The sequence below is a fragment of the Clostridioides sp. ZZV14-6345 genome, from assembly GCF_020657775.1.
Classification (GTDB): Bacteria; Bacillota; Clostridia; order Peptostreptococcales; family Peptostreptococcaceae; genus Clostridioides; species Clostridioides difficile_D.
The window spans coordinates 12119-31946 of the sequence record NZ_JAGWCX010000027.1 but is presented as its reverse complement, the minus strand read 5'-3'; the positions used below and the strand labels follow the sequence as shown (position 1 = coordinate 31946).

Below are 19828 nucleotides of genomic sequence, written 5' to 3'. Positions count from 1 at the left end.
TGATTGAATGAGGTATTTTAAAAAATACATAAAAAAATATATAGCACTATTTCTAACAGCAGTATTTTTTTTGACATTGGAAGCTTTTTGTGATTTAGCTCAACCAACTATAATGGCAAAAATAATCGATATAGGGGTTTCAAATAAGAATTTAGATTACATATTATCAACAGGAGCTTTAATGATAGGGATAACTTTTTTAGGTGCAATATTTTCAATAATAAGAAGTATAATCTCAGCAAGAGTTTCTCAATGTTTCTCGTATGATTTAAGACAGGATGTATTTGAAAAGATAAATACATATTCATTAAAACAAATAGATAAATTTGGTAGAGCTTCACTAATAACAAGAATTACTAATGATATTAATCAAGTACAACTTTTTGTTCATGGAATGATGAGAGTTTTTATAAAATCTCCAATCATGTGTATAGGAAGTTTAATTATAGCCATAAAATTAAACTTAAAGATGTCAGCAATTATCCTAATTGCAGTTTTAATTATATTTATCATAATATTACTCAATATGAAGGTAGGATATAGACTATTTAAAAATGTACAAGAAAGTACAGATAAAATAAATTCAAAATTAAGACAGTTTTTAGGTGGAATAAAAGTAGTCAAACTATTTTGTAGATACGATTATGAGAACAAAAGTTTTGAAGAGTTAAATAATGAGCTTTTTAAAAATAGTAGAAAAGCTACGACTATGATGTCATTTTTTAGACCAACAATTACAATAATTATTAATGTATCCATAATAATATTATTATTGATTGGAAGATATTTAGTTTATTCAGGAGAGATTAAAATTGGGATTATAGTTGCTTATGTAAATTATATGACTAGAATATTGACATCACTTATAATGATTTCACATGTTTTTAATGTCTTTGTTAGAGCAAAAGCTTCTTATGAAAGAATAAGTGAAGTTTTGATTGATGATGAAGAAATAATTGAGAAAAATACTAGTTTAGATAGTGAAGAAAAAAATTTGGAATTTACAAATGGTGATATAATCTTTGAAAATGTAGATTTTTCGTATAATAAAAATACATATGAAAAAATATTAAAAGATATATCCTTTAAAATAGAAGAAGGTCAAAATATCGGTGTTATTGGTCAAACTGCTTCAGGAAAGACTTCTTTAGTAAATTTAATTCAAAAATTATATATAATTGATAGAGGAGATATTAAGATTGGAGGAGATAGTATATACAGTATTTCTGAAGAAAGTTTAAGGGAAAGAATAGGTGTAGTATTTCAAAATAGTAGTGTATTTGGAAAAAGCGTACTAGAAAATATAGTTATGGGAAATAAGGATGTAAGTAGAGAAGATGTTATAAAATCATGTAAGATAGCAAATGCAAATCAATTTATAACAAAATTCGAAAATTCTTATGATGAGGTTTTATTTCAAAGGGGTAAGAATCTATCAGGAGGACAAAGACAAAGAATTACTATAGCTAGAGCTATAGCAAAAAAACCACAAATATTAATTCTTGATGACTGTTTTAGTGCAATGGATATTAATACAGAGACAACTATAAGAAAGAATATAAAAGATTATATAAACGCTTTAAGAGAAAAGGAAAACAAGAAATGCACTGTAATAACTATTTCACAAAAGATTAGCTCTATAATTGACTGTGATAAAATTTTAGTCTTAGATGAGGGAGAGGTGGTTGGATTTGCTACACATGAAGATTTACTGCTTAGTTCTCCAATTTATAAAAAAATTTTTGAGTTGCAGAACTTAGCAAATGAAGATGTAAATTAAGGAGGAAGCATATTGAATTTAAGTACTGGAAATCAAAAGGTCAGTAGGTTAAAGAAAAAAGAAAAGCCTAAAGATTTTAAAAAAACTTTTAAAAAAATTTTTATGTACTTTAAAAAAGATAAAAAGATTACTAGATTTATTTTTTTGCTAGTAATAATTGAATCAATTATATCGACTATAATACCATATACTCTCGGAAAAGTAGTTGATATAATAAATATTGAAACCTATTCAAAATCCATTTTTTTTAAAGGAATAATTATTTTACTTTCATTTTATATAATTGAATTTTCAGTTAAATTGTCTAAGGGTATATGTACAGCTAGATTATCTCAAAGTATAGTTAAAGAGATGAGAAGTAATTTATTTTTAAAATTTAAAAATCTACCAATAACCTTCTTTGATAAAAGTTCTACTGGAGATATTATGAGCAGGATAACAAATGATGTTGATAATATTAGTACAGGAATCTCAAATTCATTAGTACAATTAATTACAGGAATCTTAAATATATTAATGACTTTTATTATGATGTTTATATTAAGTCCAATTTTAACCTTTTGTAGCATCATATTAATACCAATTGTAATGTTTATAAGTAATTTTATTGCAAAGAGGACTAGAGTTCTTTTTAAGCAACAACAAGTTGAGTTAGGAAAGCTAAATTCTCATATTGAAGAAATGGTATCAAATATAGACATGGTAAAATCTTTCAACTATGAAAGAAAGTCTGTAAATGATTTTAAGGAAGTTAATGATAGACTTCTAAATATTTCACTTAAATCGCAAATTTATACATCTCTTTTAATGCCTATTATGAATGTGATTAGTAATATAGGGTTTGCAACAATATGTATTATAGGTGGTGTTCTTGCATCTAAGGATATTATAACTATAGGAGTTATAGCTAGTTTTTTAAGTTATGTGAGGCAATTTACAAGACCTTTAAATGAGTTAGCGAATCTATTTAATACATTACTTTCAGCCATAGCTGGATGCGAAAGAGTTTTTGAAATTATGGATGAAAAAGAAGAACAAGAAGTAGATAGTGTGTTTAAAAGTAAGCTTAATAACAATAAGAATGATAATTTAGATTCTCATTTTGTAAAGGGAGAAATTGAATTTAAAAATGTAAGCTTTTCTTATGACTCAAAAAAGAAAATTTTAGATAATATAAACTTAAGAATCAAAGCTGGTACATCAAATGCCATTATAGGAGAAACTGGAAGTGGAAAAACAACAATTATAAATCTAATTACAAATTTCTATTATATAGATGAAGGAAGTATATTTTTAGATGGTGAGGATATATATTCTATTGACAGAAACTATTTGAGAACTTGTTTTGGAGTAGTTCCACAAGAAAGTTATATATTCAATGATACGGTTATGGAAAATATAAGATATGGTAATCTGAGGGCTACTGATGAAGAAGTTATATATGCTAGTAAAATAGCAAATTCACATAAATTTATAATGAAAATGCGTGAAGGATATAGCACTGTATTATCGGATAGGGGTGAAGATTTAAGTGAAGGTCAAAAACAACTAATAAGTATTGCTAGAGCAGTCTTAAAAAATGCCCCTATACTTATTTTGGATGAAGCTACAAGTAACATAGATATAGCAACAGAGGCTAAGATTCAAGAGGCAATAAATAGTTTAACTTATGGAAAGACAAGTATAATTATAGCCCATAGATTAAGTACCATATCAAATTGTGATAATATAATAGTTTTAGAAAATGGTAGAATTGTGGAATCTGGGAATCATAAAGAGCTGATAAAATTAAAAGGACATTATTATAGAAACATACTGTTAACACAAGGAAAATAAGTATTTAGAAAAACTTTTTTAAAAAATTGTTTAAAGGTATATGCTGCGGGTATATATAGATTAACTTAATAAATAAAAAATTTAATTTGATATATAAAATTTAGGAGGAAAGTAATTATGAAAAAATTTGTTTGTACAGTATGTGGATATATACATGAAGGAGATGCTGCACCAGCACAATGTCCAGTATGTAAAGTTGGAGCTGATAAGTTTGAAGAAATGAAAGGTGAAAAAAATTGGGCTGATGAGCATAGAATAGGTGTAGCTCAAGGTGTAGATGAGGAAGTAATTGAAGGCTTAAGAGCTAACTTCGTTGGTGAGTGTACAGAAGTAGGAATGTACTTAGCAATGAGTAGACAAGCAGATAGAGAAGGTTATCCAGAAGTAGGAGAAGCTTATAAGAGAATAGCTTTTGAAGAAGCTGAGCATGCTGCTAAATTTGCAGAACTTCTTGGAGAAGTTGTAGTTGCAGATACAAAAGAAAACTTAAGAGTTAGAGTTGACGCTGAGTATGGTGCAACTGATGGAAAATTAAAATTAGCTAAGAAAGCTAAAGAATTAGGATTAGATGCTATACATGACACAGTACATGAAATGTGTAAAGACGAAGCTAGACATGGTAAAGCATTCTTAGGATTATTAAATAGATATTTTGGAAAATAAATTTAATATAAAATAGATTTTAAGAGTATCTTATTTTATAATTTTTAAGATTATAAGTGAGGTACTCTTTTTTAGTTATTAACTTTTAGCTAAAAATGATTAATATTTGAACAGATTTTTGTAAAATTAATCGAGAGGCACTAGGAAGCAGTAAACAAAAACTAGTAGGTAGAAAAATATTGCGATTATTGGGTTTATATCTATTTTTTACTATGTGAAATAGGGATAATAATTGTAAAAAAGTTAATACATACTTTTTGTATCAAAATTAATGAATAGAGTGGATATATAGATATATCAAAATTTGACTGATGTAGGATAAATATGATATACTATTATCACTAACAAATAAAAAGAAATTTAACGGGGAGGTAATAGACCTAATGTTTAATATTGAAGTTGAAAATAAGGAATACAAGCTATTATGTAAGAACTATTCTAAAAATGACGGAATAAAAGCAATATTTCTTTATTTAATAACTATGTTAAAATTGTTTTTACAAGGATATATATATAAGACAAATTTAAGTTCAACTATTTTAACTATGTCGCAAGGAATACTTTCAATCTTAATGTTATTTGTAGGATTGGGGTTTGTATTGTTCTCAAAAGAAAAATTAAATACAATTGGAATTACAAGAAAAAATTTAAAACAAAGTTTTTTGTATGGAATTTTGGGTTTTATTATACTCCTAACTTTCATTATTTTATCCAATACAATTATAGAAGGGAAAAAAGTTGTTTTTCAATTGCCTACGATTATTACAGTTATTATATTTATTGTTGCTGCAATTTCAGAAGAAGTTGTTTTTAGAGGATATATTCAAACAAGATTAACTGGATTGATAAAAAACAATGTAATTACATCATTTATAAATGCTTTTCTTTTTCTATCCGTGCACTATCCTGTAAGATGGATAATATTTGGATTTTCAATTACAATTTTACCTGGATTTTATGTAGTATGTCTTATACTTCTTCACTTTGCATGTGATTTAGTATATAGAAAAACTAATTGTATATGGGGTTCGTACTTACTACATGTACTATATAATATATTTACAGCAATGTTGGTTTTTACTATTTGACCAATTCCAGTTTGGTAAGCAGTTGATTGTAAAGGGTTGGCTAATTTTGTAAATTAACGGGCATAATTATAGGCATGTGTCTAATTAAGGAGGCATGTCTTTTTGATTTTTTGGTAAAGGTGGTGGATAAGCTGATTAAGTATACACATAAAGGAGATATAGCTATTGTAGTACTACATGAAATCTATGGAATTAATAGCTTTATAGAAGATATTTGTCAAAAGTATTATCAATATGGATATGATGTATTTTGTCCTGAACTTTTGAGAGAAAAAGATTTTTTCCATATTCAAAAGCCCAAGAGGCATATGATTTTTTTAAAATAATGTTGGGTTTGATATTTATAAAAAAGTAGAAAAATTTATAAATGATTTAAAGTCAGAATATAAATATGTACTTGTTGTTGGGTATAGTGTAGGTGCAACAATTGCATGGAGATGCAGTGAAGATTCTCTTTGTGATGGTATAATTTGTTGCTATGGTTCTCGGATTAGAGATTATATGGATGTAATTCCAAAGTGTCCTGCCTTATTAGTATTTGCAAAATATAATTCATTTGATGGCATGAAAGTAGCTGTGATTAGAGGGAATTTTCATAATATTGCATTTGAGAAGTATAGAGAAAAAATAATTTTTCAGTGAAATATATATTGTAATTCTATTGGTGAATTGATTGAGTCTGTCAATGAAAATAAGGCAGATGCACTTGTCTGTGGAAGTATTATAGATGCTAAAGGAATGAAAATAGTTAGTAAGTTCTCTGTAGAACCTTTTTATTTTGCTACTACAAAAGAGAAACCTAACTTAGCAAAAGAACTAGATTATGCTTTAAAAGAAGCAAAAACGAACGATATGTATTATGAGTTGGAATTATATAAAAAGTATTTTAAAAGAGAGATTACCAATTCCTTAGCATTTACTTGTCAAGAAATAAATTTTATTAAAGCAAATCCAAAGCTTACTATGGTATACGATTTAGATTGGTCTCCTGTTGAGTATTATGATAAAGAAAGTAATTCATTTAAAGGTATAAGTTCTGATTTAATGTCAATTATATCAAAAAAATGTGGTATAAAATTTGAATATATTAAAACAAAAAATTATAATGAAAGTCTTGATTACATAAAAATGGAAAGGCAAATATGTTATGTGGTTCAATAAATGAATATAATAAAGAAAAACGATTTAATATGAAATTGACAAACCCGTACATAAATATTCTAAAATTAGATAGAGCATTTTTTACAGAAAAAGATGAGAATAATAATGAAAAAATTGTTATATCTAATGTCATCAGAATGGCAAAGGAACTAAAAATGAAGGTAATATCAGAAGAGGTAGAAACTGTTTCACAAGTAGAATTTTTAAAACAAATTGGGTGTGATATGGTACAAGGATACTTGTTTTCTAAACCAATACCTGTAAAAGAGTTTGAGAAAATCGCTTTTAAAAAAGAAGAAAACAATATATAAGTAATGTGAAAACTTATAAATAGAGATGCTTTAATATAGTTGAATATGCTATTTTAGAGCATCTTTATTTTTATATGAATTTTTATGTGGTTTATTAATACAATGAATCAAATGAGAAAAAAAATCAAAAGAATACAATAATCACTTGCAAAACTTATACTATTGTGATAGACTTAAATCAAAATTAGGAATTGTAAAAAGAAGGGAAAAAATAGGTGATTATTTTAACAGGTTAAAATTTAAGATATTATAATTTATATATAAGATAACGATTGCTTGTAAATTTAAATTAGTTTAAGAGGGGGAATATTATATGATGCCATTGATATTATCAAATACAGGTGAAGAAGTAGTTATAAAGAAAATTTCAGGAAGTGATAAGACAAGAACTTTTTTAAATAGTATAGGTTTTGTAGTCGGTACAAATGTTAAAATAATTTCTAAGATAGATGGCAATTTAATAATAGATGTAAAAGATACTAGAGTTGCATTAGATAAAAAAATGGCAAGTAGAATAATAATATAGGGAGGTAATGGTATGAACAGACTAAAGGATATTAAGTGTGGAGAGACTGTAAAAGTCAAGAACTTAGAAGGAGAAGGAGCCACACGAAGACGTATAATGGATATGGGGATTACAAGAGGGGTTGATGTATTTGTAAGAAAAGTAGCTCCTCTTGGAGATCCAATTGAAATAACAGTCAGAGATTATGAACTATCAATTCGTAAATCAGATGCAGAAAAAATTATTGTGGAATAATAAAATTAATTAGAATAGGGTTAATGCAATTATATAATGAGAATGATTTTCTGTATCAAAACAGTTATGTATCTAAATAATAATGGAGGGAATGGAAATGTCAATAAAAATAGGTCTCATAGGAAATCCTAACTGTGGTAAGACAACAATGTTCAATGGGCTTACAGGCTCATCGCAATATGTTGGTAACTGGCCAGGAGTAACAGTTGAAAAAAAAGGTGGAAAATTAAAAGGAAATAAAGATGTGGAAATAGTAGATTTACCAGGTATTTATTCTTTATCTCCATATACATTAGAGGAAGTAGTTACACGTAATTTTATGCTAGATGATAAGCCAGATGCAGTAATAAATATTGTAGACGCATCAAATATAGAGAGAAATTTATATCTTACAACTCAAGTTTTAGAGTTAGGTATACCAACTGTTATAGCTCTTAATATGATGGATATTGTTAACAAGAATGGTGACAAGATAAATATTAAAAAACTATCTGAAGTTATAGGTTGCCCAGTGGTAGAAGTAACAGCAGTTAAAGGTCAAGGCATTATGGAGGCTGCTGAAAAGGCAATTGAACTTGCAAGTAGTAACAATAAATTAGATTTTAAATTGCCATTTGTTGATGAAAGTAAGGAAGCAATAGAAAAAATTGAAAAAATAATAGAAGAAAAGACTCCATACATAGATATGGAAACACGCTGGCTAGCTATAAAGCTATTTGAAAGAGATGAAAATGTTATACAAAAGCTTGATATCTCTAAAACAATATTGAATAGAATTGAAGAAATAACTAGAAATTGTGAAGATGAATTGGATGATGATAGTGAAAGTATAATAACAGCTAATCGTTATGAATTTATTAGTTCAATAATTTCAAATATAATAAAGAAAAATAGAAAAGGTAAGGAAACTGTATCAGATAAAATAGATAAGATTGTAACAAATCGTATACTAGCATTACCTATTTTTGCACTTATAATGTGGGGAGTTTACTATATAGCAGTAAGTTCATTGGGGGCTATAGCGACTGATTGGACAAATGATGTACTGTTTGGAGAAATTATTCAAGGTAATGTAAGTAATTTTCTAGCTTCTTTAAATGTAGCAGAGTGGTTACAAGGACTTGTAGTTGACGGGCTAATTGGTGGAGTTGGAGCAGTATTAGGATTTGTACCACAAATCATGCTTTTATTCTTACTATTGTCAATATTAGAAGATTGTGGATACATGTCACGTGTAGCTTTTATAATGGATAGAATTTTCCGTAAGTTTGGTCTTTCAGGAAAATCATTTATACCAATGCTTATAAGTTCAGGTTGTGGAGTTCCAGGAGTTATGTCAACTCGTACTATAGAGAATGATAGAGATAGAAAAATGACTATTATGTTAACTACATTCATTCCATGTGGAGCTAAGATTCCAATAATAGCATTATTTGCAGGAGCATTATTTGGAGGTGCTTCATGGGTAGCTCCATCAATGTATTTCTTAGGTATTGTAATGATAATCATCTGTGGAATTATATTAAAGAGAACTAGTTTATTTGCAGGAGAACCATCTCCTTTTGTTATGGAATTACCTCAATATCATATTCCAAGTGCAAAAGGTGTTTTGATACACATGTGGGATAGAGGAAAAGCATTCATAATCAAAGCAGGAACAATTATATTTGTTGCTTGTGGAGTAATTTGGTTCTTACAATCATTTAACTGGTCATTACAAATGGTAGATGCTGGAGAGAGCATATTAGCTAGCTTAGGAAATATAGTTGCACCAATATTTGCACCTCTTGGATTTGGAAACTGGCAATCATCAGTAGCAACAGTTACAGGTCTAGTAGCTAAAGAAAATGTAGTGGGAACATTTGGAGTTTTATTTGGTATATCAGATGCAACAGAACAAGACCCAGCACTTCTTGGTTCAGTTGCAAGTATGTTTACAGTAGCCAGTGCATTTGCATTTATGGCATTCAATATGCTTTGTGCGCCTTGTTTTGCAGCTATTGGAGCTATAAAAAGGGAAATGGGTTCATGGAAATGGACATGGATTACATTAGGATTCCAGACTTTAACAGCATATATAGTTGCTCTCCTTATCAATCAAGTTGGAAGTTTAGTTCTAGGTACTGGAGGGAGTATTGCTGGGGCAATAATATCTATAATTATAGCAGTAGCAGTAGTCTTTGCAGTTTTAACTTATTCAAATAGAAATATGAAAAAAGAAAAAATTGGTAAATTAAGTTATATGAAAAATTAATTCATATAAATAAGGAGTGATGAATATGGCTACATTTATTATAGCAGCTATTGTAGTAGTATTAATGGCATTAGCTGTAATGCATATGGTTAAAAATTCAAAAAAGAATGGTAGTAGTTGTGGATGTGGTTGTTCTGGATGCTCAAGTAGTAAGAGTTGTCATAGTACTAAGAGATAGATAAGATAAGAGCCTGATAAAAAGTTTAAATTACTTTATTATCAGGTTCTTATTTTTTATATAAATAACAAATTTCATATTTGAAGTAGGTTAGACTATGTTGTAATTTTACTGTATAATTATAGACAAATATATGATTAGGAGGGATTATTGCTAAATTAAGCAATATGAGTGAATATTATGTTTAAATTTGATATAACAAATGAACTTATGTGTATAGCAAGGGGAAGTGGTAAATTTTTTGCAAAAAAAGGTGCTATGGTAGCCTTTAAAGGAAATTTTAATTTTGAAAAATTGTTATTAGGTCCAAATAATGGTGGTGGTTTAGGAAGAGCATTATTAGGTCATGTTCAAAGGTCATTGACAGGAGAACAAATGCCAATAATGGTTGTTGAAGGTGAAGGTGAAATTTACCTAGCTCAAAATGCTTATCATGTAGATGTAATATCAATTGACCCAGGTGATTCAATTTATGTTGAGAGTGAAAACTTATTGGCGTTTTCTGAACAATTAAACTACAGTGTAAAATTGATTGGCTCAGGGGTAATATCTCAAAAAGGTCTTTTTACTACACATTTAGTAAATAAAACAGGTCAAAATCAAGATGTTGCTATAATAACAGATGGTAATCCTCTAATACTTGAAGGACCTTGTTGTGTTGACCCAGATGCATTAGTAGCTTGGACTGGAAGAGAACCATATCCTAAAGTATCAAAACTATCATGGAAGACTTTTATTGGTCAGACTTCAGGGGAATCTTATCATATGGAATTTGTTGAACCTGGACAAATAGTTATTATACAGCCATCTGAAAGATTGTCTGGATTAAAAACAGATTCTACACCTTCTGATAGAATGAGTTCAGGTGGATTAAGGCTTGGTATAGATTAAATTTTATTATAGATTAATTATTATTTAGGATATTAAAAAATAAAAAGGGTGGTAGGGATAGGTATGTTAAAAGGAGTTTTATATGTTTGAGAAAATTCATAAAAAGTTAAAAGGATATTATATTTTTTTTATAATCTTAATTTTATGGAAGATTGTATGTGTTTTAGGTATATGGAATAGCTATATTCTGCCACCACCTGAAATAGTTCTAGATACTTTTATAAAAATGATATATGATGGTTCTATTTTCTTAAATGTTTATGCCAGCATAAGAAGAATATTGATAGGTTTTTTAATAAGCTCATTGATAGCAATACCACTTGGAGTTGTATTTGGGGTAAATAAAAAAATGTATGAATACTTCAAACCATTATTTGAATTCATGCGAAGTACACCTCCACTAGCTTTGGTTCCAATGCTTATTTTATGGTTTGGTATAGGTGAAGAATCTAAAATTATAATTATCATTTTGGCATCCTTTTTTCCAATATTTTTAAATACACTAAAAGGTATAAAAAATTGTGACAATAAATTAATAGAAGTAGGTAAATCTTTTAATTTATCTAAAAAGAGAATTTTTTATAAAATAATAATTCCTAATTCTATGTTAGATATTGTTGTTGGACTTAGTTTAGGACTTGGATATAGTTTTAGAGCTATAATTGGTGCAGAACTTATTGCAGCTTCTTCAGGGCTAGGGTATTTGATTTCTGATGGAAAAGATATGTCTAGAACTGATGCTGTATTGGTAGGAATTTTTGTTATTGGATTTTTAGGTATACTTTCAGATTATCTATTTTCAAAGGCAATAACAAGATTTAGCAACGGGAAGCAGGTTGATTTAAATGGTTAGGAATGGATTTTTACTAGAAAATATATACAAAAAATATTTAGTTGATAATAAAGAGCATTTAGTTCTTGATGATATCTCTTTAAATATATCTAGTGAAGAAATAACTGTTATATTAGGCGAAAGTGGATGCGGAAAGACAACTTTACTTAGAATTTTAGCAGGTCTTGAAAATGCAACTAGTGGAAATGTATATTTCTTTAATGATGATAAAAAGTGTATTCCAAAAGTAGGAGTGGTATTTCAAGAAAGTAGACTTATGCCTTGGCTGAATGTAAGTGAAAATATACTTTTACATACTGAAAAAAATAATAGAAATAAAGTTGATTTAGACAAGTATTTAAAAATGATGAAGCTTGAAAAGTTTAAAAATTCATATCCAAATGAATTATCAGGAGGAATGGCACACAGAGTAAGTATAGCAAGAGCGCTTTCCTTTAATCCAGATATTTTACTAATGGACGAGCCATTTGCAGCACTAGATTATTTTACAAGAAGAAAAATGCAAAAAGAAGTTGTACATATCCACAAAAATACTAAAAAAGGTGTAGTATTTGTAACTCACAATATCGAAGAAGCTATGGAAATAGCAAAGAAAATAATTGTTTTTAGTAAAAATAAAGGGATTAAACAGTTTAGTGTCGAAGATGAATATAATAGAGATTTAACTAAAAGCTATTATATAAGCTTGAAAAAAGAAATATTAAGGGAATTGGGGGAGTTTTAATTGATTAAAAGAAGCAAAAAGATTTTAGCAGTAATGACATCTTTAGTAATGGTGTTGGTTGGTACTGTAGGTTGTTCAACAACAAATGATGAGAAAGATGCACCTGCAAAAAAAGAAGCTAGTTTACCTAAGGAAATAAATTTAACTTATGTAAAATCACCACTTAATGTTCCTAGTATATTAGAAAAAAAGGATGATTTATTTGGAAAGGAATTTAAAAAGGACAATATAAAAGTTAATTTTCATGAATTGACAACAGGACCAGAACAAACTCAAGCACTAGCAGCAGGTGAGCTAGATTTTTTACATGCATTGGGGGGGACATCTGCAATAATAGCAGCTTCAAATGGTGTTGGTCTTAAAATTACAAATATTTATAGCCGTTCGCCAAAAGGGTATATGCTTATAACTAATAATGAAAACATAAAATCTATAAAAGACTTAAAAGGTAAAAAAATTGTAGGACCAAAAGGAACTATACTTCACCAGTTGTTAATTGCTGCACTTGCTAAGGAAGGATACACTATAGATGATGTTGAATATGTAAATATGGATATCCCTAGTGCTGCTTCTGCATTAGAAAGTAAAAGTGCTGATGTCGCAATGCTTGCAGGACCAGTAGCGTTAAAAACAATAAATTCAGGTGCTAAAATGATTGTAAATGGAGAAGGATTAGTTAGTGGAATAATAGTTACTGCGGTAAGTGATGATTTTGCTCAAAAATATCCTGAATTAGTAAAAAGATTTATGAAGGTTCATGAAGAAACTTTAAAATATATGGATGAAAACAAGGATAAAGTAATGGATGTTGTGTCTAAAGAAGTCGGTTTATCTTTAGATGAAACAAAAGAAATGTATTCTTGGTATGATTTTAGTTCTAAAATAACAGATAAGGATATAAAAGAATTAGAAGATACACAGGAATTCTTAATGTCTAACGGAATGCAAGAAAAGAAAATAGATATTAAAGATATGTTATACAATCAAAATTAGAATATTTCAAAATATTAAAGCAGAAAATACACCCTTGTTTATTATAAAATTGTATAGTAAAAAGGGTGTATTTTTATTATTATACATAAAAATACAATTAAAAACAACTTACTATTTTATCTACACTTATGTAGTCTAGTAATTTTCTCATTTTCTTACGATGAAGTAAAAACTTGGAATATGTGTCTTCTGATTGTTTTGTATCGCCATAAACCTTCCAATATTTAATCATAGAAACTTCGTAATTGCTATATCCCATAAATCCAATTACATCTTTAAGAGGGTATCCTAAAAAAATACCTATTTCATCAGGAAAAACATCGCCCTTAAGCTTATCTATTAAATGTTCTAAATAAGCATTAACATTCGTATTTTGTTTGTATCCTAAAAACTTTAAAAAGTTTACTGTTTTTTTACATTTTAATTTTTCTGATAATGCTTTTTTGTTTACAAATAGTATTTTTAATCCTTTTTTCTCCTTGTCAATAACTATAAAATCTATCTTTTTACATTTATATAGATATTCGTGAATATCATTAATTTTTTCTTCTCTATTTACGTCAGTAAATGAAATATTTATTATTTCAGCAGGTTTAGAACCTAAAAAAACTGGACCTAAAACCTCTAAAAGCCATTTTATATATGATGATTCAATTTTATTTTTACAACAAAATTGTGAATTACAACAAGACATAAAAGATAACCTCCCTTAAATGAAAATTAATATCAATTAATTAAATTATACTATGAATGATAATCAATATCAATAATAAAATTATATTTTTTTAGTTTCGTTATTTATCTATTATGATTTCCAAAAAAATAAATTATATCTTGTTTAATTTTAGTAAATAAAAAATAAAAATAGAGAAATACTAAATTTAGAAAGAAAATAATTAAAATTCTTGGTAGTATAAAACATCTAGGAGGGTAATAAAAATGAAATTAAAAAGAACTTTATTTGTAGGATTAGCATTAGCATTAGCTATAGGAATGACTGCATGTGCTAGAGAAAATGAAAAACCAAGTGAAAATGCAGGAAAAAATCCTAATGAATCTGTAAATAACAATGAAGGATATATGAATTATTATTCAACAAGTTATAATGATTATATAGCAGGCTTAAATAGATATTCTATTTATGATACTCCAGAGAGTATAAATAATCAGTTTAAAGATAAAGAATATCCAGGAAATGAAAAATATTTAAGTGATGTAAAGGCTGCGTATAAAGATAGTAGAGATAAAATACAATCATTTGTAACATCTCTTAAAAAGGATGGTAAAACAGAAGATACAGAGTTAAAGAAAATGAATGATGACCTAATCGCTGAAGGTGAAAGATTAGTAAAAGATATAGATGAGAGAATAAAAAAATTAGATAATGTATCTGATGAAGACATGAAAAAAGGTCAAAATGACTTCGTGAAATTAGTTCATGGAACTGAAGATGTAGGAAATGATATAGGTAGTGGTTTTAGAAAAATGATAAAAGATATGAATGATAGATTAGGAATAACAGGAAATAATAAAAAATAATAAAACAAATAGCATCAAAATTAAAAATAAATATTTGAAATAGAGCGAAGCCTTATAAATAGTATATTTTTTGGCTTCGCTTTTTTGTATGTTATCAAAATACCCATTTTTATCTTGTCATCTCAATATCTTTATTATAATTTACTTAGAGGTTACTTTCTTATGTTTTTACTTGTTTTTTCTCTTTTTAAATTTTTGTTTTGCAAAATTGTAGGCTTCCTCTATTAAAGTTTTAAAGTTCTCAAATGTATTTTCAGTAGGGCTTAGGACGCATATCCATCCCATCCATGCATAGATAGGGTGTGGCATGACTGTATCCAATGATGTAAAATCAAAATCCATATTAACTATTTGACCAACACCTGGACGTTTTGGAATATATCCAAACATTTCAATAAAAGTTTCTTTTTTTAATCCTATGTTCACACGGTATACATTTGGACGACTAACCAATGAGCCTTTATCATTATTACTGTCTTTTTCTTTAATGGTAAGAACATATACTCCTCGTTTTAAAACACCATTGGGATTGTAGTAGATTGCTCTTTCGCCCCAACTATTCATTAGTACAACATCATCTAAATTTGACAGACAATAATTGATAATATCATCAGCCTTAATGATATTATTTTCCATAAAATATCAGTCCCTTCTTTTTTACTATTATTATTGCTTTAAATGTAAGAATATCTTATCATAGAATAGTGACAATTATTGTCACTATATTGAAATTAGGAGTATGATTATGTCAAGAGCTGAGCGTTTAATTGAACTGATGATAACTATAAATGCAAAAAGAAGTTTTACAGCAGGAGAGTTAGCAGAAGAATTTTCTGTATCAAAACGTACAATACTAAGAGACTTACAGGTGTTGGAAAATATCGGATTTCCATTATATTCAAAAGTTGGAGCGGCTGGAGGATATCGTATACTTAAAGAACGTATACTTCCACCAATTACATTTTCAGAAAGTGAGGTAAAATCTATATTCTTTGCATGTCAATCACTAGAATATTATAATGATTTACCATTTGAGCAAGAAACTATTTCTGTTTTAAAGAAATTCTTAAATTGTATCCCAAATGATATTCAATATAATATTGAGAATATGAGGCGTAAAATTGTTTTTTGGACACCAGATAGGCACTGTCCAACACCATTATTGAAGGAGTTATTTGATATAATAATGAATGGTTCTACAATTAAGATTGAATATTCATCAAAGCAAAAAAATAGTGTGCGTGTCATTATTCCTATTGGTTTGTATGCCATGAATGGACTTTGGTATTGTCCAGCCTACTGTATAAAATCAGAGTATGTTAAGGAGTTTCGAGTAGACCGAATTGTGAATATTTTGAGTATAGAAAACGTATTAAATAAAAAATATAAGGTTTCATCTTCTATACATGATTATCTTGAGAATATGGGAGTAGGTACAGATTATCATATTAAAGTTAATTTGACGGATGTGGGTGTAAAACGTTGTGAAACAGAATTTTTGTTGGCAAGAGGATTGAAAATTTTGCCTAAAGGTGGGTACATAGATATGCATATACCCAAATCTACACTTGATTGGGTAGCAGAATATTTTCTAACCTTTGGAAAAGATGCTACAATAATAGAACCAATAGAACTCAAATCTTTGATAAAATCTAAAGTGTTGGAGCTATACAATCATCATTGTCTTTAACTAATATTATTTTATGACACAATTATTTTTAAATTATTCTGTTTAGGGTAAAATAGAGTTTTGAAAAAATGTTAACTTTCTCACTTTATTTTATAGGTGATTTAGATATATTAGTATCATTTAGTATATTTTTTATAATAATATTCTATAGCTACATAGGGATTCATAGACATTAAAATATAAAGTGTTAGGAGCTAGAAAACCAACAAAAAATAGTTATTTGTTTTTACATAGTAATAATAAAAAATAAAAAATTTAAATAAATTCATTGACAAATATTATTAATGAATATATTATATATAACATAGCAACAAATGATAATCGAATTAAATAACGTCTTATCAAGAGTGGTGGAGGGACTGGCCCTTTGAAACCCGGCAACCAGTATATTTTATATACATTGGTGCTAAATCCTGCAACTAATATAGTTGATAGATGAGTATAAATAGCTTTCTAAGCCTGAGTTTATACTCGGGCTTTTATTTTGTTGTAATACATAAGCGAGGATAAACATAAAAACTGAGCAGAATATATGGGAGGAAATTTTATGATTAGCATAAAAAATGTTAATAAGTATTATGGAAAGATTCAAGTGCTTAAAGATGTAAGTATTGAGATAGAATCTGGAGAAATTTTTGGGATAATAGGTCATAGTGGTGCAGGAAAATCAACACTACTTAGATGTATAAATGGACTAGAGGAATATCAAGAAGGTAATGTACTTGTTTCTGATAAGGAAGTAAAGTCATTGAATGAAAAGCAAATGAGAGATTTAAGAAAAGAGTTAGGAATGATTTTTCAACACTTTTCATTGCTTGAAAGAAGAACTGTATTTGATAATGTAGCATTGCCATTAGAATGTTTTGGATATACAAAGGCAGAAATCAAAAAAAGAGTTCTAGAGTTATTAGAAGTAGTTGGAATATCTGAAAAGAAAAATGATAAACCTAGAAATCTAAGTGGTGGTCAAAAACAAAGAGTTGCAATTGCTAGAGCTTTAGCACTAAACCCACAGGTACTTCTTTGTGACGAGGCAACTTCAGCATTAGACCCAAATACTACAAAATCAATTCTTTCATTACTTGAAGATATAAATAAAAAATTGGGAATAACAATAATAGTTGTAACTCATCAAATGGAAGTTATAAAGCAGATTTGCGGAAGAGTAGCAATAATGGAAAATGGGGAAGTCTTAGAGGTGGGAGATACAGAAGAAATCTTCTTAAGAAATACCAAAGGCCTTAGAAAATTAATAGGTGAAGAAAGTATAATCTTACCAAAGGGAACAAATATAAAGATACTATTCCCTAAAGATATTTCTAATGAAGCTATTATTACTACTATGGCAAGAGAACTAAATATAGATGTATCCATAATATTTGGGAAATTAGAACAATTTAAAGATGATATTTTAGGTTCACTTATTATAAACATTTCAGATAAAAGTGGAGAGCAAGTAAAACAATATCTGACTGACAAAGGCATAAGATGGGAGGAAATGATAAATGAATAGTTTAATTGACTTTTTGACAACACTATTTCCAAATGCATTGTTACAAACTTTGTATATGGTTATAGTACCAACTATAGTTGCAACAATTTTAGGGTTTATATTAGCAATCATATTAGTAGTTACAAAACCAGATGGATTAAAACCAAATAGCACAATAAATAGTGCTTTAGGATTTATAGTAAATATATTTAGAAGTTTCCCATTTATGATACTTATAGTTGCAATGATTCCAATAACTAGATTAATTGTTGGAACAAGTATAGGAGAAACTGCTGCAATAGTACCAATAACTATTGGTGCAGCACCATTTATCGCTAGAATTATAGAAAGCTCATTAAATGAAGTGGATAAAGGATTGATAGAAGCAGCAAAATCTTTTGGAGCTACAAAGAGACAAATAGTATTTAAAGTTATGATAAAAGAAGCTATGCCTTCAATAGTATCTGGAATTACATTATCAATAATATCTATACTTGGCTATACAGCCATGGCAGGTGCAGTAGGAGCTGGAGGATTAGGTAACATCGCACTTATTTATGGATATCAAAGATTTGATACAGCAGTAATGGTATATACAGTAATAGCACTTGTAATATTAGTTCAGATAATCCAAGGAGTAGGAAATCTGGCTTATAAGAAACTAAAATAATTTAATTATAAACATTTTAAAGAGGGGGAGTAAAAAATGAAATTAAAGAAATTATTATCAGTAGCATTGGTGTCAGCAATAGCAATATTAGCAGTAGGTTGTTCAAACAAAGAGGATAAAAAAATACTAGTAGGAGCTTCATCAAATCCACATGCAAAGATATTAGAAGTTGCAAAACCTTTGTTAAAAGAAAAAGGATATGATTTAGAAGTAAAAATATTTGATGACTATGTACTTCCAAATACAGCTTTAGATGAAGGTTCTTTGGATGCTAACTTCTTTCAACATATTCCATTTTTAGAGGAAACTGTGAAGGAGAAAGGATATAAACTTACTTATACATCTAAAGTTCATATAGAGCCAATGGGATTCTATTCAGAAAAAGTTAAATCATTAGATGAAATAAAAGATGGAGCTGTTATAGCTGTGCCAAATGATGCAACTAATGGAGCTAGAGCACTTAAATTATTAGCAAAAAATAAATTGATAGAAGTAAAAGATGGAGAGCTTATAACTAAAAAAGATATAACTAAAAATCCTAAAAATATACAAATAAAAGAAATGAATGCAGAACAATTACCAACAGTATTAAAAGATGTTGATGGAGCAGTAATAAATTCCAATTACGCTTTAACAGCTAACCTAAATCCTACTAAGGATGCAATAGTAATAGAATCAAGTGATTCTCCATATGTAAATATAATAGCTTGTAGAGAAAATAATAAAGATAGTGATAAGATTAAAGCTTTATCAGAGGCTATGAATAGTAAAGAGGTTAAAAAATTTATACAAGACGAATATAAAGGAAGTATAGTTCCAGCTTTCTAAATTAAATATACAAAATCTATAAAATGAGTAAAATTAAAAATATTTACTCATTTTTTTTTATAACTAGAAAGTGACAAATTTTTTGGAAGAATTGTGGTAACATATTTATAGGTAAAA

The 19828-nt window shown here is 28.1% G+C and carries 21 protein-coding genes, 1 pseudogene and 1 riboswitch; of the genes and pseudogenes, 20 read left to right on the top strand and 2 right to left on the bottom strand.

Annotation, left to right across the window (positions count from 1 at the left end; translation table 11 throughout):
• Positions 1-7: 7 nt before the first annotated feature.
• From KGF39_RS09265 to KGF39_RS09195, 15 genes and pseudogenes are all read left to right on the top strand, one after another.
• Positions 8-1780 carry an ABC transporter ATP-binding protein gene (locus tag KGF39_RS09265; RefSeq protein WP_227822079.1) on the top strand — a complete coding sequence of 591 codons (1773 nt, stop codon included), beginning with the start codon at positions 8-10 and terminating at the stop codon, positions 1778-1780.
• 12 nt (positions 1781-1792) lie between these two features.
• Positions 1793-3616 (top strand): ABC transporter ATP-binding protein, encoded by a 1824-nt coding sequence (locus KGF39_RS09260; RefSeq protein WP_227822078.1) that lies wholly within the window; start codon positions 1793-1795, stop codon positions 3614-3616.
• Between the two features lie 117 nt (positions 3617-3733).
• Positions 3734-4279, top strand: a complete 546-nt coding sequence (locus KGF39_RS09255; protein ID WP_107594844.1) for an NADH peroxidase — start codon at positions 3734-3736, stop codon at positions 4277-4279.
• A 383-nt stretch (positions 4280-4662) separates the two neighbouring features.
• On the top strand, positions 4663-5367 hold the full coding sequence (locus KGF39_RS09250) for a CPBP family intramembrane glutamic endopeptidase (protein ID WP_227822077.1): 705 nt from the start codon (positions 4663-4665) through the stop codon (positions 5365-5367).
• Positions 5368-5486: 119 nt separating this feature from the next.
• A pseudogene (locus tag KGF39_RS09245) lies at positions 5487-5979 on the top strand (dienelactone hydrolase family protein); the annotation flags it as partial.
• A gap of 57 nt (positions 5980-6036) precedes the next feature.
• Positions 6037-6528: a transporter substrate-binding domain-containing protein gene (locus KGF39_RS09240; protein WP_227822076.1), complete on the top strand. Its 492-nt coding sequence runs from the start codon at positions 6037-6039 to the stop codon at positions 6526-6528.
• Positions 6510-6839, top strand: a complete 330-nt coding sequence (locus KGF39_RS09235) for an EAL domain-containing protein (protein ID WP_227822075.1) — start codon at positions 6510-6512, stop codon at positions 6837-6839. The genes KGF39_RS09240 and KGF39_RS09235 overlap by 19 nt, the downstream gene beginning before the upstream one ends.
• Before the next feature lie 313 nt (positions 6840-7152).
• The gene (locus tag KGF39_RS09230; RefSeq protein WP_021384253.1) at positions 7153-7365 is read left to right on the top strand and encodes a FeoA family protein; all 213 of its coding nucleotides are present in this window, start codon (positions 7153-7155) and stop codon (positions 7363-7365) included.
• Positions 7366-7377: 12 nt separating this feature from the next.
• Positions 7378-7599, top strand: coding sequence for a FeoA family protein (locus tag KGF39_RS09225; RefSeq protein WP_227822074.1), 222 nt, complete (start codon positions 7378-7380; stop codon positions 7597-7599).
• Between the two features lie 97 nt (positions 7600-7696).
• Complete coding sequence (feoB, locus tag KGF39_RS09220) at positions 7697-9853, top strand: ferrous iron transport protein B (RefSeq protein ID WP_227822073.1); 2157 nt, start codon at positions 7697-7699, stop codon at positions 9851-9853.
• Between the two features lie 25 nt (positions 9854-9878).
• Positions 9879-10031, top strand: coding sequence for a FeoB-associated Cys-rich membrane protein (locus tag KGF39_RS09215; RefSeq protein ID WP_054273457.1), 153 nt, complete (start codon positions 9879-9881; stop codon positions 10029-10031).
• Positions 10032-10211: 180 nt separating this feature from the next.
• On the top strand, positions 10212-10922 hold the full coding sequence (locus tag KGF39_RS09210) for an AIM24 family protein (protein WP_054273501.1): 711 nt from the start codon (positions 10212-10214) through the stop codon (positions 10920-10922).
• 82 nt (positions 10923-11004) lie between these two features.
• On the top strand, positions 11005-11775 hold the full coding sequence (locus KGF39_RS09205) for an ABC transporter permease (RefSeq protein ID WP_227822072.1): 771 nt from the start codon (positions 11005-11007) through the stop codon (positions 11773-11775).
• Positions 11768-12499 (top strand): ABC transporter ATP-binding protein, encoded by a 732-nt coding sequence (locus tag KGF39_RS09200; RefSeq protein WP_227822071.1) that lies wholly within the window; start codon positions 11768-11770, stop codon positions 12497-12499. The genes KGF39_RS09205 and KGF39_RS09200 overlap by 8 nt, the downstream gene beginning before the upstream one ends.
• Complete coding sequence (locus tag KGF39_RS09195; protein WP_079740021.1) at positions 12500-13492, top strand: NrtA/SsuA/CpmA family ABC transporter substrate-binding protein; 993 nt, start codon at positions 12500-12502, stop codon at positions 13490-13492.
• Between the two features lie 97 nt (positions 13493-13589).
• On the opposite strand, the gene KGF39_RS09190 is transcribed toward KGF39_RS09195, so the two are convergent.
• Complete coding sequence (locus KGF39_RS09190) at positions 13590-14186, bottom strand: DUF3793 family protein (protein WP_227822070.1); 597 nt, start codon at positions 14184-14186, stop codon at positions 13590-13592.
• A 245-nt stretch (positions 14187-14431) separates the two neighbouring features.
• Between KGF39_RS09190 and KGF39_RS09185 the strand changes: the two genes are divergently transcribed.
• Positions 14432-15031: a hypothetical protein gene (locus tag KGF39_RS09185; RefSeq protein WP_227822069.1), complete on the top strand. Its 600-nt coding sequence runs from the start codon at positions 14432-14434 to the stop codon at positions 15029-15031.
• A gap of 168 nt (positions 15032-15199) precedes the next feature.
• On the opposite strand, the gene KGF39_RS09180 is transcribed toward KGF39_RS09185, so the two are convergent.
• Positions 15200-15667, bottom strand: a complete 468-nt coding sequence (locus tag KGF39_RS09180) for a DUF6194 family protein (RefSeq protein ID WP_227822068.1) — start codon at positions 15665-15667, stop codon at positions 15200-15202.
• Between the two features lie 109 nt (positions 15668-15776).
• Between KGF39_RS09180 and KGF39_RS09175 the strand changes: the two genes are divergently transcribed.
• The 4 genes from KGF39_RS09175 to KGF39_RS09160 all read left to right on the top strand — a co-directional run bounded on the left by KGF39_RS09175 (position 15777) and on the right by KGF39_RS09160 (position 19711).
• A complete protein-coding gene (locus KGF39_RS09175; protein ID WP_227822067.1) occupies positions 15777-16721 on the top strand; it encodes a helix-turn-helix transcriptional regulator in 945 nt (314 codons plus the stop codon).
• A 335-nt stretch (positions 16722-17056) separates the two neighbouring features.
• A riboswitch (SAM riboswitch) is annotated at positions 17057-17163 on the top strand.
• Between the two features lie 105 nt (positions 17164-17268).
• A complete protein-coding gene (locus KGF39_RS09170) occupies positions 17269-18234 on the top strand; it encodes a methionine ABC transporter ATP-binding protein (protein ID WP_054273463.1) in 966 nt (321 codons plus the stop codon).
• Positions 18227-18883, top strand: coding sequence for a methionine ABC transporter permease (locus KGF39_RS09165; protein WP_054273464.1), 657 nt, complete (start codon positions 18227-18229; stop codon positions 18881-18883). The genes KGF39_RS09170 and KGF39_RS09165 overlap by 8 nt, the downstream gene beginning before the upstream one ends.
• A gap of 36 nt (positions 18884-18919) precedes the next feature.
• Positions 18920-19711, top strand: coding sequence for a MetQ/NlpA family ABC transporter substrate-binding protein (locus KGF39_RS09160; protein WP_227822066.1), 792 nt, complete (start codon positions 18920-18922; stop codon positions 19709-19711).
• Positions 19712-19828 lie beyond the last annotated feature (117 nt).

Bases quoted from the DNA above. Each gene is read 5' to 3' on its own strand.
- KGF39_RS09265 (WP_227822079.1), top strand. From the start codon at position 8: ATGAGGTATTTTAAAAAATACATAAAAAAATATATAGCACTATTTCTA.
- KGF39_RS09255 (WP_107594844.1), top strand. From the start codon at position 3,734: ATGAAAAAATTTGTTTGTACAGTATGTGGATATATACATGAAGGAGAT.
- KGF39_RS09250 (WP_227822077.1), top strand. From the start codon at position 4,663: ATGTTTAATATTGAAGTTGAAAATAAGGAATACAAGCTATTATGTAAG.
- KGF39_RS09235 (WP_227822075.1), top strand. From the start codon at position 6,510: ATGTTATGTGGTTCAATAAATGAATATAATAAAGAAAAACGATTTAAT.
- KGF39_RS09230 (WP_021384253.1), top strand. From the start codon at position 7,153: ATGATGCCATTGATATTATCAAATACAGGTGAAGAAGTAGTTATAAAG.
- KGF39_RS09225 (WP_227822074.1), top strand. From the start codon at position 7,378: ATGAACAGACTAAAGGATATTAAGTGTGGAGAGACTGTAAAAGTCAAG.
- feoB (WP_227822073.1), top strand. From the start codon at position 7,697: ATGTCAATAAAAATAGGTCTCATAGGAAATCCTAACTGTGGTAAGACA.
- KGF39_RS09215 (WP_054273457.1), top strand. From the start codon at position 9,879: ATGGCTACATTTATTATAGCAGCTATTGTAGTAGTATTAATGGCATTA.
- KGF39_RS09210 (WP_054273501.1), top strand. From the start codon at position 10,212: ATGTTTAAATTTGATATAACAAATGAACTTATGTGTATAGCAAGGGGA.
- KGF39_RS09205 (WP_227822072.1), top strand. From the start codon at position 11,005: ATGTTTGAGAAAATTCATAAAAAGTTAAAAGGATATTATATTTTTTTT.
- KGF39_RS09200 (WP_227822071.1), top strand. From the start codon at position 11,768: ATGGTTAGGAATGGATTTTTACTAGAAAATATATACAAAAAATATTTA.
- KGF39_RS09190 (WP_227822070.1), bottom strand. From the start codon at position 14,186: ATGTCTTGTTGTAATTCACAATTTTGTTGTAAAAATAAAATTGAATCA.
- KGF39_RS09185 (WP_227822069.1), top strand. From the start codon at position 14,432: ATGAAATTAAAAAGAACTTTATTTGTAGGATTAGCATTAGCATTAGCT.
- KGF39_RS09180 (WP_227822068.1), bottom strand. From the start codon at position 15,667: ATGGAAAATAATATCATTAAGGCTGATGATATTATCAATTATTGTCTG.
- KGF39_RS09175 (WP_227822067.1), top strand. From the start codon at position 15,777: ATGTCAAGAGCTGAGCGTTTAATTGAACTGATGATAACTATAAATGCA.
- KGF39_RS09170 (WP_054273463.1), top strand. From the start codon at position 17,269: ATGATTAGCATAAAAAATGTTAATAAGTATTATGGAAAGATTCAAGTG.
- KGF39_RS09165 (WP_054273464.1), top strand. From the start codon at position 18,227: ATGAATAGTTTAATTGACTTTTTGACAACACTATTTCCAAATGCATTG.
- KGF39_RS09160 (WP_227822066.1), top strand. From the start codon at position 18,920: ATGAAATTAAAGAAATTATTATCAGTAGCATTGGTGTCAGCAATAGCA.